The 14,153-nt window shown below is 37.8% G+C and carries 18 protein-coding genes and 2 tRNA genes; 12 read left to right on the forward strand and 8 right to left on the reverse strand.

Translation table 11 applies throughout. The features are described from left to right. Nucleotides 1-115: 115 nt before the first annotated feature. The 6 genes from H5088_RS01510 to H5088_RS01535 all read right to left on the reverse strand — a co-directional run bounded on the left by H5088_RS01510 (nucleotide 116) and on the right by H5088_RS01535 (nucleotide 3,392). Nucleotides 116-496: a hypothetical protein gene (locus tag H5088_RS01510; protein ID WP_002961912.1), complete on the reverse strand. Its 381-nt coding sequence runs from the start codon at nucleotides 494-496 to the stop codon at nucleotides 116-118. Between the two features lie 173 nt (nucleotides 497-669). Then, nucleotides 670-915: a hypothetical protein gene (locus H5088_RS01515; protein ID WP_182752045.1), complete on the reverse strand. Its 246-nt coding sequence runs from the start codon at nucleotides 913-915 to the stop codon at nucleotides 670-672. A 13-nt stretch (nucleotides 916-928) separates the two neighbouring features. Beyond that, on the reverse strand, nucleotides 929-1,741 hold the full coding sequence (locus H5088_RS01520; protein WP_182752046.1) for a CPBP family intramembrane glutamic endopeptidase: 813 nt from the start codon (nucleotides 1,739-1,741) through the stop codon (nucleotides 929-931). Nucleotides 1,742-1,859: 118 nt separating this feature from the next. Then, nucleotides 1,860-2,756, reverse strand: a complete 897-nt coding sequence (locus H5088_RS01525; protein ID WP_259398073.1) for a LytTR family DNA-binding domain-containing protein — start codon at nucleotides 2,754-2,756, stop codon at nucleotides 1,860-1,862. Nucleotides 2,757-3,127: 371 nt separating this feature from the next. Next, nucleotides 3,128-3,218: transfer RNA gene (locus tag H5088_RS01530), tRNA-Ser, on the reverse strand. Between the two features lie 83 nt (nucleotides 3,219-3,301). Next, nucleotides 3,302-3,392: transfer RNA gene (locus tag H5088_RS01535), tRNA-Ser, on the reverse strand. A 251-nt stretch (nucleotides 3,393-3,643) separates the two neighbouring features. Here H5088_RS01535 and H5088_RS01540 point away from each other — a divergent pair. From H5088_RS01540 to H5088_RS01595, 12 genes are all read left to right on the forward strand, one after another. Next, nucleotides 3,644-4,309 carry a Bax inhibitor-1/YccA family protein gene (locus tag H5088_RS01540; protein WP_008133668.1) on the forward strand — a complete coding sequence of 222 codons (666 nt, stop codon included), beginning with the start codon at nucleotides 3,644-3,646 and terminating at the stop codon, nucleotides 4,307-4,309. Nucleotides 4,310-4,364: 55 nt separating this feature from the next. Beyond that, complete coding sequence (tusD, locus tag H5088_RS01545) at nucleotides 4,365-4,718, forward strand: sulfurtransferase complex subunit TusD (RefSeq protein WP_182752047.1); 354 nt, start codon at nucleotides 4,365-4,367, stop codon at nucleotides 4,716-4,718. Continuing rightward, nucleotides 4,715-5,071 (forward strand): sulfurtransferase complex subunit TusC, encoded by a 357-nt coding sequence (gene tusC / locus H5088_RS01550; RefSeq protein WP_182696472.1) that lies wholly within the window; start codon nucleotides 4,715-4,717, stop codon nucleotides 5,069-5,071. Before tusD ends, tusC begins: the two co-directional genes overlap by 4 nt. Beyond that, nucleotides 5,068-5,334, forward strand: coding sequence for a DsrH/TusB family sulfur metabolism protein (locus tag H5088_RS01555; protein ID WP_008133664.1), 267 nt, complete (start codon nucleotides 5,068-5,070; stop codon nucleotides 5,332-5,334). The genes tusC and H5088_RS01555 overlap by 4 nt, the downstream gene beginning before the upstream one ends. 3 nt (nucleotides 5,335-5,337) lie before the next feature. Next, nucleotides 5,338-5,667, forward strand: a complete 330-nt coding sequence (locus tag H5088_RS01560) for a TusE/DsrC/DsvC family sulfur relay protein (protein ID WP_182752048.1) — start codon at nucleotides 5,338-5,340, stop codon at nucleotides 5,665-5,667. Then, nucleotides 5,667-6,353: a pseudouridine synthase gene (locus tag H5088_RS01565; protein ID WP_165723496.1), complete on the forward strand. Its 687-nt coding sequence runs from the start codon at nucleotides 5,667-5,669 to the stop codon at nucleotides 6,351-6,353. The genes H5088_RS01560 and H5088_RS01565 overlap by 1 nt, the downstream gene beginning before the upstream one ends. Next, nucleotides 6,346-6,786 (forward strand): NUDIX hydrolase, encoded by a 441-nt coding sequence (locus H5088_RS01570; RefSeq protein ID WP_182752049.1) that lies wholly within the window; start codon nucleotides 6,346-6,348, stop codon nucleotides 6,784-6,786. Before H5088_RS01565 ends, H5088_RS01570 begins: the two co-directional genes overlap by 8 nt. A 247-nt stretch (nucleotides 6,787-7,033) precedes the next feature. After that, nucleotides 7,034-8,134, forward strand: coding sequence for a tRNA 2-thiouridine(34) synthase MnmA (mnmA, locus tag H5088_RS01575; protein ID WP_002962705.1), 1,101 nt, complete (start codon nucleotides 7,034-7,036; stop codon nucleotides 8,132-8,134). Continuing rightward, nucleotides 8,134-8,736, forward strand: coding sequence for a high frequency lysogenization protein HflD (gene hflD / locus H5088_RS01580; RefSeq protein ID WP_182752050.1), 603 nt, complete (start codon nucleotides 8,134-8,136; stop codon nucleotides 8,734-8,736). Before mnmA ends, hflD begins: the two co-directional genes overlap by 1 nt. Nucleotides 8,737-8,767: 31 nt before the next feature. After that, nucleotides 8,768-10,138, forward strand: a complete 1,371-nt coding sequence (gene purB / locus H5088_RS01585; protein ID WP_149602566.1) for an adenylosuccinate lyase — start codon at nucleotides 8,768-8,770, stop codon at nucleotides 10,136-10,138. Between the two features lie 88 nt (nucleotides 10,139-10,226). After that, nucleotides 10,227-11,384: a cupin domain-containing protein gene (locus tag H5088_RS01590; RefSeq protein WP_182752051.1), complete on the forward strand. Its 1,158-nt coding sequence runs from the start codon at nucleotides 10,227-10,229 to the stop codon at nucleotides 11,382-11,384. 154 nt (nucleotides 11,385-11,538) lie between these two features. Then, entirely contained in the window at nucleotides 11,539-11,997 is a 459-nt protein-coding gene (locus H5088_RS01595) for a GNAT family N-acetyltransferase (protein WP_024594684.1), read from the forward strand. A 61-nt stretch (nucleotides 11,998-12,058) separates the two neighbouring features. Here H5088_RS01595 and H5088_RS01600 read toward each other — a convergent pair whose 3' ends face one another. Together H5088_RS01600 and H5088_RS01605 are read right to left on the reverse strand one after the other, a co-directional pair. Then, entirely contained in the window at nucleotides 12,059-12,505 is a 447-nt protein-coding gene (locus tag H5088_RS01600) for a DUF4826 family protein (protein WP_024594685.1), read from the reverse strand. Nucleotides 12,506-12,622: 117 nt separating this feature from the next. After that, nucleotides 12,623-14,026, reverse strand: a complete 1,404-nt coding sequence (locus H5088_RS01605) for a M28 family peptidase (protein WP_182752052.1) — start codon at nucleotides 14,024-14,026, stop codon at nucleotides 12,623-12,625. Nucleotides 14,027-14,153 lie beyond the last annotated feature (127 nt).

Raw genomic sequence — 14,153 nt, forward strand, 5'->3', positions numbered from 1 at the left:
TTATTAAACATACAGTAGCTAAAGGTACTCTTTGTCGTGAAAAATTGGAACCTTTTGGAGGTAAAAAAAAGGAAATCACACCGTTTATCAGTGCGCTTGGTTAATAATGCTGCGATTATTTTTTTGCCGTTTTACGAAGACCAAACAAAAACAGCCCTGCAGCGAATGCTGACATTACACTATTGATCAAAAATATCTCGCCAGTTGTGGCACTTAATAAGTAACTAAATATCGCTCCGCCTAGTAATCCAAGAGTTAAGACCCCTGAATAATTAACTTTAGAATACTTAAACATGAGTAAATACCCAGGCACAACAAAAGCAGCCATTGTTAAACCTACTATGTGTGCATTTGATATAGCAGTCATTAATAAGGTAAGAAATATTGATACAAACTCGCCTTCAAGCGTAAGTGAGTAATAAACACCAAGTAAACTGCCTACAATAACAGGCGATAATAACGAAAGCCCTACGCTTTTTGCTAGCTGATGTTTCATTTAAAATCCTTAATACACAAATCTAAATTCTATGTATAAAGCATGCACCAAGATCTAAAGGTTAGAAACAGAGACTATGGTCGTAATTTATGATTAAAAATAAACCTTATTGCAGTATGAGCCTATTACTTTATTAATAGGCTCATAAGTTTGGGTTACACTTATCAAAATGCTTATAACTTAGCTATTTTATTTGATAACTCAAAGTGGCGAGATGTTACTATTTCCTCAAGCACTGCTACCCTTTTGCTCAACATCGCTGTTTGTTCCTCTAATTTTGTTATCTTGTTATTATTTAGTCCTTTAAATTTTGCGTGCGCTGCCATTATTGTAGTTTTATAGGTGAAATAACGTTTAGTAATAATAAGAATCAAAAAGGGTGAGCTAAATATAATTATTACAATAAATAATTCTAGCATGGTCGTTTCCCACTCAGTTTAAGTTAGCTTGTTGCGTGTAAATGCCATTTTTAGTGCATTGAAATAATTTTGATAATGTAACTTCGCGCAGCTTTCCTCGTCGAATTAGCATCTCAACATACACAATACTTAACACAATGGCTGTTGCTTTAAATAAGTTACCTTGTAGATCACCTACTGCGCCACCCGACATACCAAATATTCCGTAAGCTGCATTCATAAAAATATGCATCCACATAGGAAACCAAATACGATAACCACATTCACAATATAGCCACGCAAACCATGTACCTGCTACAGTAGTGATTGCAACCGCCATCAATGCAGAAATCGCATCATTGCCTTGATAAATATGGCCCAGACCAAATATTACTGAACTAATTAATGCCGCAGGCACAAAGCCCCATCTACAATATTTAAATAAAACACCAAACAATGCAGCCCTAAAAATTAGCTCTTCAAAAAAACCCGCATAAACTGAGCCAGTTATTATTGCTGGTATTGATAGGTTAAGTTCATCACTCAAAAATCCATAACCTATTGCCATAGGAGTACAACAAATAATTGCTGCAAGTGCATAGTTAATAAAACCAGAGGAATTGAGCCCTATAGTTTCAAAAGGCTCACTTTGTTTAAACAAAATAATAGCCGCAATAACTAACGGTCCATATAAAAAAGTATATTTAGCGGGGGTAAATAAAATGCCAGTCAGATTATCAAGTTCAGACAACCAGATAGACCAAACTTCTCCCCAAAACTGCCTCATTACATAGTGGCAAAACACAAATATAGAAATTATTACAAATGCCTTGATAGCGTATTTCATATCTACTTTTCTCGTTAAGTTGTAAATTTCAACTTAATCTTGGCAATAGTAAAAATACAAAGCGACCTATTAGGTATCAATTACAAGATGAGGTATAAAGCCCATGTTTTAGGGGGGATTAACATGATTTTGGGATTAATGACAAAGCATCTTTTATTACTTTTACATAAGAACGAGACACAGGAATTTTAATATCAATTGTATGTAGCGATAATTGCAACCCTCCAGCATTACCACTGTAGTGTTGAATGTTTTGCAGGTTAACCGCATAAGAACGGTGGCATCGTAATATAATTGTTTTTTCTGGAAGCTGCTTTAATAAACCGCTAAGAGATACACGTAATAGTTTACGTGAAGTTGAAGCTCCTTCTTGTATTGTTATTTCACAATAGTTGTCTGAAGATTTAATAAATAAAATATGGTGAGGAGGCGTGTTAATTTTGTCGTTTTTGTTATCACCTTTGAGAGTAATTGTCTTGAATTCAACTTCTCTCAACTGCTCTTGAGCAACGCTAACTTTACTTGGCTTAGTTAAATCTATTACATGCCTATTTACCACAAGTAAAAAAATAAGAGGAAATACACCAATACAAAAAATATACCCTACAAAAAGTAATTGATTCTGCCAATACCAAGATCCAAGTACAGCAACCACAAAATACCCATGATTGAATATCGCAGTAATTAAAATATATGTGATAGGAATAATAATTAAACGGTTTAATTTACTCAGCTTAAACTTAAGTAACACTATTTCTATGAAACCTGACAATAGCAAAGCACAAAAGGTTACTAACCCATAGCCAAAAAGCCGCAGAAACTTGTAAGACTCGGTATCGCTTGAAGTGCCAAAAGGTTGGAATACAAAAAGTACAAAAAGCGTTATAAACGAAAACATGACGGCACGATATACAACTAACTTTCTCGAATCTAGATCATCTTTGAGCCACAACATCCTATTTTGCATACCTTTAATCCACCAATATTTAAAAATAACACACATTAATATGTGCATTCCAACTCATTTAAAGTTTTTTGTGATGGTAGTTTTATTAAAAACAAAAATAGGAAGAGAACATCAACGTTTTTTAACATCAGAAGATGATGTGTGAGCAATTCTATCTGCTTTTAAGGTTTTACTAATAAGAGATAAGAGATGTAATACCAATTCGCTTAATTAAGTGATCTATTTAGAGGGCGGATAAACGTGTTTACAGCTAGCCAATAAATTCGCTATTTAGTTGTTCAAAATGAGAATTTTTTAACGCAGGGAGCGACACGTTTAGCCACGCAAAATGATTAAGTATTATTGCGGGTTGGTATAAGTGTACTGATATTGTTCCAAACACAAAAAAACCCGCTAAGTTAGCGGGCTATTCTGTTATATGGTGGAGAGATAGGGATTTGAACCCTAGATGGGCTATAAACCCATGCCGGTTTTCAAGACCGGTGCATTCGACCACTCTGCCATCTCTCCGATACTGCTAAGTTAAAAGTAAGAGTGTACTAATAACTTTTTAAATGAATGATATTTTAATTACCACACACTTATTAAATAAGTGGTGGAGAGATAGGGATTTGAACCCTAGATGGGCTATAAACCCATGCCGGTTTTCAAGACCGGTGCATTCGACCACTCTGCCATCTCTCCGCACGGCCTGCATAATAGGGAAACCCATCCCTTTTGTGAAGCTTTTTTTTAAATTAATTGTTTAAGTGCCTAAAAAACAATTGATTTGTTTAAAGTTAAAACAAAATGTTTTTAATTTAGCCATCAATATACTTTTATTTAAATATTTAACTCTATTGATCTACAAAGGTTTGCCCAAACATATAAGAGTTGATAATCTAATTTTAGTTAAATTATCGAAACACACACGTTTCACTTAAAGGAGCTCTACAATGGCGTTTAATCAATCGTACAATACCGCAAAACCGGTAATGTCTACCATTGAAACAAACAAGGTACTTAAAAACACCTACTTTTTACTAGCTATGACACTTGCATTTAGTGCAGTTACAGCCGGTATTTCAATGGCACTACAATTACCTTACTTTATGGGAATTGTGTTTACACTCGTTTCGTTCGGTTTATTATTTGTTGTAAATAAAAAAGCAGATACAGCATCTGGTGTATTTTGGGTGTTTGCTTTCACAGGTTTAATGGGGGCAGGCTTAGGTCCATTGCTTAACCATTATGCTGCATTACCTAATGGCCCAATGCTTATTATGCAAGCCTTAGGTTCTACAGCGCTTATCTTTTTTGGTTTATCTGCTTATGCACTAAATACTAAAAAAGACTTCTCATTCATGGGTGGCTTTTTAACTGTTGGCTTAATCGTTGTGATTGTAGCAAGCATCGTTAATATTTTTATTGGCAGTTCATTGATGTTTATGGTGCTTAATGCAGCAGTTGTACTGATTATGTCTGGTTTGATTTTATTTGATACAAGCCGAATCATAAACGGTGGTGAAACTAACTACATTCGCGCAACAGTGTCTTTATACCTAAGCGTATATAACTTATTTACTTCTTTGCTTGCTCTACTTGGCGCAAGTGATGACTAATTAAATAGTTCTGTTAAAATAGCCCCTTTATTGGGGCTTTTTTATTGGAATTGTTTTGGCACGCTTTGTTCTTTCATTACATACACCACCATCCGATCACGATACCACGCAACGCATAGCTAAATTTGCGAATGCATGTTTAGCCCAAGGGCACACCATTGATGCTATTTTTTTATACCAGCAAGGTATTTATCATGCATCTACCCACTTTGATTTATCCTCAGACGAACTTCAAATTTCAGCACTTTGGCAGCAACTCGCTGATCAAAAACTAAATTTAATGCTGTGTGTTACCGCCGCGCAAAAGCGCGGGTTAGATATTAAAAACACAGGTGTATTTAAAGTCGCAGGGTTAGCTGAATTTGCAATGCTTGCAAGCGACGCAGATAAATGGGTGCAATTTAAATGATAAACGTATTAGTAATGAGTCAGTGCAGCCCATTTGACGATTTAAATATTCGTGATGCACTAGATATGACATTGATTTTTGCTGCTGTTGACCAAAATGTAAGTTGGTTGTTTAGCGGCCCCGCCGTTTTAGCTTTAAAAAAGCATCAGCAACCAAACAATATTGGCTTAAAAGACCTTTTTAAAAATATTAAAACACTCGAAATTTATGATGTTGAAAACATTTTCGTGTGTGAAAAATCATTGCTTGATTATGGTTTAAATAAACATGATTTACTCATAGAGGCAAAAGCTCTTAACTTTAGTCAACAACAAACACTAATTAAAGCGCAGCAACATGTGGTGAACCTATGAGTACGTTACATATTTTTTCAAAGCCGCTTAACTATTACTCGGCAAATCAGCTTGAGAATTTAATTTTATCAGGCGATAAGGTACTACTTGTTGGTGATGCCTGCTTTGCAAAAAAACAATTTAGGCAATTTGCAGATACACTGTTAATACTTGAACAAGACGCGCAAGTACGTGCAATAAAATTAGCAGATAACGATAAAGCAATTAGCTACGAAGACTTTGTGGCACTCACTTTATCAACTAATCAATCAATTACGTGGTAACTCATGCTTGAATTTAACAACCAACAGATTGAAACCGACAAACTAGGCTACTTGCTCGACCATACTTTATGGTCAAAGGAGCTGGCGCCTGTAATTGCTACTCAAGAAAACATCACACTTAGTGAGCAACACTGGGAAGTCATTAATTTTGTTCGTGATTTTTACATTGAATATAACACCAGCCCAGCAATTAGAATGCTTGTAAAAGCAATGGCTAAAGCACTCGGTGAAGATAAAGGAAATAGCCTTTATTTATATAAATTATTTCCTAAAGGCCCAGCCAAGCAAGCAACAAAAATTGCCGGATTACCAAAACCAGCTAGGTGCATATAATGAGAGCTAAATCAGGCAATAATCAAGCAACACAAACCAAGCCAAAAAGAAGTACTGGGCGTACTTATTCACGCAGTGCACTTAACAAAACGCCATCTGGTAAAAGAGAAATAAAGCCGCAGATAGCATCTAAAGACAGAAAAATTGTGTTATTCAACAAGCCGTTTGATGTGCTATGTCAATTTACGGATGACGCAGACAGAAAAACGCTTGCAGAGTTTATACCTATTAAAGAAGTTTACGCAGCAGGAAGGTTAGACAGAGACAGTGAGGGTTTATTGCTTTTAACAAACTGTGGGAAACTACAAAACACCTTAACTGCTCCTGATAAAAAAACGAATAAAACCTACTGGGCACAAGTTGAGGGTGAACCAACGAGTGAATCAATTAATGATTTATGTAATGGCGTAGAACTTAAAGACGGGCTTACACTCCCCGCTAACGTTAAAATAATTGATGAGCCAACAATTTGGGCGCGTAATCCCCCTGTACGCGAGCGAAAAGCAATCCCTACCACTTGGCTAAGTATTACCATTAATGAAGGTAGAAACAGACAAGTTCGTCGAATGACCGCGCATATTGGACACCCTACACTTCGCCTCATCCGCTATAGCATTGGCAACTATACGTTGGATGATATTAATTGTGGTGAATACAAAGTAATTAAGGGCGTAGTTGATGCATAAACCGCATGTCACGGTTGCAGCAATAGTAAAAAAGCAAAATGAGTTTTTACTTGTAAAAGAGCGCGATAAATTTACAAAGCAAATTTGTTACAATCAACCTGCGGGTCATTTAGAGCAAAATGAGACACTTGCACAAGCTGCAAGCAGAGAGCTACTAGAAGAAACAGGCTTAGCGCTTGCGCCTATTGGTTTTTTAGGTGTTTATAATTTGCATGCCGATAACGCAGTGCACTATTTGCGATTCTGCTTTTTATTTGAAGCACCTAATAATATAAAAGCACCAACACCAATAGATTCTGACATTATCAGCGCTAATTGGCATACATTAGAGCAAATAAAATCATTACCGCTTAGGAGCCCTTTAGTGCTCAAGTGTGTTGAAGATAGCTTAAGCAAAAAGGCTTTGAGATTAGATACAATTTACGACGACTAAATTATAGTTTCCTGCACTAATCCCTAGTTTATGTTTTTTGAGGAATTTGAAAGTATCGTTTTTTCATCAAAAAATCGATAAATAAATTTATATAATACTTCGTAAGGTTACTTTGCTATTTGTTATACAAATAAAATAGTGACAAATTATGTCCTTTGCCGCCCTACGCTCTTTAAGCACAAACAAAATACATGCTATAATCGCGGCCTTTCCAAGTTAACAGCAATCTGTATAAGCGAAATTATTCATGAGCGAAAATAGTCACATTAAAGTCATTGTTGGCATGTCCGGCGGTGTTGATTCTTCTGTATCTGCATATTTATTACAACAACAGGGCTACCAAGTAGAAGGCCTGTTTATGAAGAACTGGGAAGAAGACGACAATGATGAATACTGTGCCGCCGCTGATGACTTAAAAGATGCACAAGCCGTGTGCGACAAATTAGGCATTGAGCTTCACACAGTGAACTTTGCTGCTGAATACTGGGATAATGTATTTGAGTACTTTTTAGCAGAGTACAAAGCGGGTCGTACGCCAAACCCAGATATAATGTGTAATAAAGAAATTAAATTTAAAGCCTTTTTAGAATTTGCGGCTCAAGCACTCGGTGCTGACTTTATTGCAACCGGACACTACGTTCGCCGTGAACTTCGCGATGACAAATACGTAATGTGTCGCGGACTTGATAACAATAAAGATCAAAGCTACTTCTTATATACCCTAAGCCATGAACATATTGGCCAAACGTTATTCCCTGTAGGCGATATCGAAAAACCAGAAGTGCGCCGCATAGCAGAAGAACAAGACCTAATCACTCACGATAAAAAAGACAGCACCGGAATTTGCTTTATCGGTGAGCGTAAATTTAAAGACTTTTTACAAAAGTTCTTACCAGCGCAACCTGGCGTTATCGAAGACACTGACGGTAATAACGTAGGCGAGCACGAAGGCTTAATGTACCACACACTTGGACAACGCAAAGGCTTGTTAATTGGTGGTATGAAGGAAGGTTCTGGCGAACCATGGTACGTAGTTGATAAAGATTTAGAACGTAACGTACTTGTTGTTGGCCAAGGCAAAGATCACCCTCGCCTATACAGTAATGGTCTTAATGCAAACCAATTACATTGGGTAGACCGCGTTGGCCCTAAAGGTACCACTCGCTGCACAGTTAAAACACGTTACCGCCAAGAAGACTTAAGCTGTACCCTACTTGTAGGTGAAGACGGCATGGCTCGTGTATTATTTGATGAACCACAAAAAGCAGTTACGCCAGGTCAATCTGCTGTATTTTATGCAGAAGATGTGTGTTTAGGTGGTGGTATTATTGACTCGGTGATTAAGTAATGAATGAACACCAAGTCATGGCGCTTGCCGCCATGTGCCAGGTTGCTAAGCAAGTTCAAAAAATTGCCCAGTACGGCAGTAATAATGAGCACGACTTAGAAGTATTACTTTCAAGCATTATTCAAACATCACCGGCATCGCCAGAAGATGTTTACCAAGGTACTGACAACTTACGTGATGGCTATAAAACATTAATGGCGCAGCTAACTGCTGGCGCTCAAAAAGATGTTGAAATAGTAAAATACGTAGGTGGTTTGATGCAGCTTGAGCGAGCACTAAGTGCAAACGAAAAAAGCTTAAACGAATTAGGCAAACGAATTGATGATATTCATCGTCGTTTAGCTCATTTTGCTATTACCGACGAGAGCGTTGTTGCCGGTTTAGCAGATATATACTCGTCGGTGCTGAGCCCCCTTGGGCACCGAATACAGGTTTATGGTAAACCCGAGTTATTAAAACAGCAGCTCACTCAAAATAAAATCCGTGCGTTATTATTAGCCGGCATTAGAAGTGCAGTATTATGGCGACAAATGGGCGGTAAACGCCGTCACTTTTTCTTTGCAAAAAGAAAAATACTCGCCATTGCTAAAACAAAAATTTAACTATCGTTCAAACTAAAATTTAGGAGTTATTATGGAGCTTTCAGCGTTAACGGCTATCTCTCCAGTGGATGGTCGCTACGGCAGCAAAACCACTGAACTACGCAGTATTTTCAGCGAATTTGGCTTAATTAAATACCGCGTAATTGTTGAAGTGCGTTGGTTGCAAGCGTTAGCTGCAGCAAGCGATATAAAAGAAGTACCTGCATTTAGCGAAGAAGCTAATGCACTTCTAAACGCCATTGTAGATAACTTCAGCGAAGCTGATGCACAGCGCGTTAAAGATATTGAACGCACTACAAACCACGATGTTAAAGCGGTTGAATACTTATTAAAAGAAAAAGTAGCCGATAACAGTGAGCTTCATGCAATCAATGAATTTATTCACTTCGCTTGTACTTCAGAAGATATTAACAATCTATCTCATGGTTTAATGCTTAGCGAAGCACGTAACAAGGTTTTGCTTCCTTATTGCGATGAGCTTTTAAGCGCAATTAAAGAAAAAGCGATTGAGTACAAAGCAATCCCAATGATGACTCGTACGCACGGGCAACCAGCTACACCATCAACGATGGGTAAAGAGTTTGCTAACGTATACATGCGTTTAAAGCGTCAACGAGACCAAATTGCTCAAGTAGAAATGCTAGGTAAAGTTAACGGTGCTGTTGGTAACTACAACGCTCACCTTAGTGCATACCCAGATTACGACTGGCATACTCACGCAGATAAATTTGTATCAAGCTTAGGTTTAACACTTAACCCATTTACTACACAAATTGAACCGCATGACTATATTGCAGAGTTGTTTGACGCAATTGCACGTTTTAATACTATTTTGCTCGATTTTGACCGTGACATGTGGGGTTACATCGCACTTAATCACTTTAAGCAAAAAACAATTGCGGGCGAAATTGGCTCATCTACAATGCCGCATAAAGTTAACCCAATTGATTTTGAAAACTCAGAAGGTAACTTAGGTTTAGCAAACGCTATTTTTGCTCATCTTGCACAAAAATTACCAGTTTCTCGCTGGCAGCGTGACCTTACCGATTCAACGGTATTACGTAACTTAGGTGTAGGTATGGGTTATGCGATCATTGCATACCAATCAACACTTAAAGGTGTAAGCAAGCTTGAAGTAAACGAGCAACGTTTAGCTGACGAGCTTGATCAAAACTGGGAATTGCTAGCCGAGCCGATTCAAACAGTTATGCGTAAATATGGTATTGAAAAGCCATACGAAAAACTTAAAGATTTAACACGCGGCAAACGTGTAAATCAAGAAATAATGGCTGACTTTATCGATGGTCTTGACCTTCCAGAGCACGCTAAAGTAGAAATGAAAAAACTAACACCTGCTAATTACATTGGTCGTGCTGTTGAGTTTATTGATGATTTAGTTTAAAAACTAAATCGCTCTTTTAAAAAGCGAAAGGATCATCCTTTCGCTTTTTTTGTTTTAACCCCATTGCACTAACTAGTAGGCATAATGTATGTATCATTTAAAAATAAATAATTTGTCTGAGCAAGAGTTTTTAAGCCATTTTTGGCAAAAAAAGCCGCTTTTAATCAAACAAGGTTTTGCTGATTTTCAAGACCCACTTGATGCTAATGAACTTGCCGGTCTCGCAATGGAAGAAAGCATAGAGTCACGTATTATCACCAATCATAAAAATGATTGGCAAACGCACCAAGGTCCATTTGAAAACTTTGAAAAGTTAACAGACGAAAATGCCACCTTATTAGTGCAAGCTGTTGATCATTGGCATCCTGAAGCTGCACAACTACTAGAGCCATTTAGGTTTATTCCAAACTGGCGCATAGATGATTTAATGATTAGCTATTCAACGCCTAATGGTGGTGTTGGCCCACATTTAGACCAATATGACGTATTTATTATTCAAGGCGAAGGTAAACGTCATTGGCGCGTAGGCCTGCCCGATCCAACACTTAAGCAGTTTGCTCAAAACAAAAAATTACTGCAAGTAGAAGCATTTGAAGCCGTAATCGATTGCATATTAGAGCCTGGCGATATTTTATATATTCCACCAGGGTGCCCTCACGAAGGTTACGCTGTAGAAAATGCACTAAATTATTCAGTTGGTTTTAGGGCGCCAAACCAACAAGATTTATTGTCGAGCTTTGCCGATCATATTATTGATACCGAAAGCGGACAAAAACGTTATACCGATCACAACATCACATTAAGAAAATCAAAGGGTGAACTTACAAACCTTGAAGTTGATAAAGTTAAAACATTGATGGCGGCACTTTTAGAAAATGACGATTTATTTAAACAATGGCTAGGCTCAACGCTTAGTCAGCCCAAACATGAAATGGATTTAGCGCCAGTAGAGCCTCCATTTACGTCAGAGCAAATAAGCGATGATTTAAGTAATGAAGAAGCAGTGTTTGAACGCTTAGGTGGCACACGCGCTATTTATCAGCAACTCGATACAGAAGTTTTACTAAGTGTAAATGGCGAAAATTACGCTATGCCGTTAACCGACTTAGCGGCGGTAAAACTACTTACCGATCATACTGAGTTTGAAAGTTCAGCATTAAATTTAATAAAGCCAAGTTTAGTTTTTACTCAAACTTTTACTACACTTGTTAATGAGGGGATCTGGTTTAATATAGACCACGAGTAATAATACCAATTTTATTAATAATGATGAGCACGTTACAGCGTAAAATATTATGTATACAGGTCAGTTAAAATTTTTAATTTTCATCTGATATTGGCTTAAATAATTTTGCTGTGATTGCTTACTCATTCTAATTTGGTATCAATAGGAGTTTGCAATGGGCTATCTGGTTGATAAGGTTGAATGGGATATAAAAAAAGATATGCTACAAAAAATTCGAGAGCGAGTTTTTGTTTACGAGTTACATATCCCCAAGCATATCGAATTTGATAGCCTAGATAAAATTGCATTACATGTACTTGTTACAGACGATGCAAACTGCCCAATAGCAACAGGTAGATTATGTAAAGATGGCTTGATCGGCAGAATAGCTGTATTACCTGAGCACCGTAATCGCAAAGTGTATAAATCGCTTCTCAACTTTATTGTTGAATTAGCCTCAAACCAAGGTATTGAAGAAGTAAGCATTAATTGTATTTTAAATGAGGTAGAACGTTTTAAGCGAAATGGCTTTATTCAGCAAGGGAATGTATTTATGGAGGCGGGAATTCCTAGGCAACGTATGCAATGCCCTGTTTCGGCGTTTAATACTACTCCCTTCACACTTGTGCATTAGATAAAGAAAAGGGCGATAAATAAGCTATCACCCTCCACTTTTTACTTAACCCAAACCGTCGTTACTTTGCCTCATTTGCCCATAGCGGCTCATTATCATACATTTCGTACAAGCCATGTGCTCTATTGATAAGTAAGTTAGCAAAGTCTACCTGTGTTTTATCACGCGCGCCTGTACTCATAATCTGATCCGCTTTTAATTGCCACTGCAAAGAAAAGTAACGCATTGCATCACGAGCATCTGTAGCTGCACTTACTTCAGCATGATCTGTAGGTAACCGCCCTGTTACTACCCAATATGTTTTACCGTTCTGTGCTTTAAATTTCCACATTGCACAAAGTGGTGCTAAAAATCGACTGTCTTTATCAACTACTGATTTTGGCATAATGCCCTTTTCGGCTAAATGCTTTTGCGCTGTTTGAAAACATTCGCGTTGCCACTGCATTCTTTGCTCATCAGTTATAACTTGTTCTTTTGCTGTTAACGGCTTTTTTTCTTGTTGCTGCATTTTTATTAACCTTTTACTTCTTTTTTAACACTCTAAGGGCTTAGTAAATAAGGTGCAAGTATAAAACGGTCATTTGCACCTTAAAGCGCTCTGTTTGCTGTGTTTTTAGCCAAACTATTATTTTATATTGTGATCAAACGAACCCACATCACCCGGAAATACTACTGGCGACTCAAAACCGTCTTTACTAACAGAGGCTACACCAAAGTAATAATTATCAATCACTACGTTTTTAAGTGTGTACTGTGAAACCTTACCAACGTATTTACTAAACTGCCATTGCGGCTCGCTCGTGTAACGCCAATAAATTTTATAGCCAGCAATATTTTCATCATTGCTTTGTTGCCATGAAAACGATGTATCAGCTGTAACAGCTCCTTTTATTTTAACTTCTTTTGGCGGTGCGGGCGCCCACGCCATAGATGCCATAGTTACCGCATTAAGTGAAGTTAACTTAGCCGTATAATCAAAATCAACGCCTTCAATAGTATCGCCATACTCAACGCCATTTTCAGTGCGTAAATCTTGATGCTGACGATCGTAGTGCTCGTTAGTTTCCATAATACGCACTGCTGCAAAACCTGCATCATTAAATGGACGATGATGCCCACCACGGCCAAATCTATCTAATCGATATACAAGCATTGTATCTAGGTTAGGAATGTATCTGTCAGCAATAGTATCTATGTAGCGCGCTAAATTTCGACTCGCCGAATCAACTTCACCACCCGTAAAGCGGCGAGTATTAGCTTGCTCTTTTGTTTCTACAACACGGGTACCTTCTGAAAATATACGCGCAGTTGTATTATCAGTTACCCCATTAATACCGGTAATATTGCCAATCATATCGTTGTTTAAAACGCCATGAACTTGCCAGTCATGCTTTTGCGCATAAGCCGTTAATATTTTTCCACCAAACAAACCCTGCTCTTCGCCCGAAAGCGCCGCGTAAACTACCGAACCATTAAATTTGTATTTACTTAAAACACGAGCAGCTTCAATTACTCCCGCTACACCTGATGCGTTATCATTTGCCCCAGGTGAATCACTCGTAAAGTCCATAACATCACTTACACGAGAATCTATATCACCCGACATAATCACCATGCGATTAGGTTCGCTTGACCCTCGTTGAATAGCCACAATGTTAACCACTTCAACAGGATTAGGAATGCGTTTTTCGCCCGATATAGTGTCCTTTACTTCAATGATTTCCAAACAACCGCCACACTGCGCGGATATTTTTTCAAATTCATTTTTTATCCAGCGCCTAGCCGCACCAATGCCTCGAGTATCCGATTTAGTTTCTGAAAGCGTATGGCGGGTACCGAAATCCACCAGCGTTTGAATGTCACTACCAATACGTTCGGCTGATACTTGAGCTGCTATATCATGTAATTTTTGCTGTTCTGTGTATTGAAGTTGTGTTTTCCCATGTGCTGATAATGCAAGTGTGCAGGCGCCTGCAATTGCAGTAAATTTAAGTAACGTTGTTGTGATTTTCAAAGGTGTTTTAAGCATCTATTAGCTCCTAATTATTATAGTGTAACCATTACTTAACTAAGATTTTATGGCAATACATTTGAGGTAGATGCAGAAAGGAGCACGCTAAAGCGCATTTACAAGAGGTTACTAGGAAAGTAAAAAG

The sequence above is a fragment of the Pseudoalteromonas sp. SR43-3 genome, assembly GCF_014163875.1.
Classification (GTDB): domain Bacteria; phylum Pseudomonadota; class Gammaproteobacteria; order Enterobacterales; family Alteromonadaceae; genus Pseudoalteromonas; species Pseudoalteromonas distincta.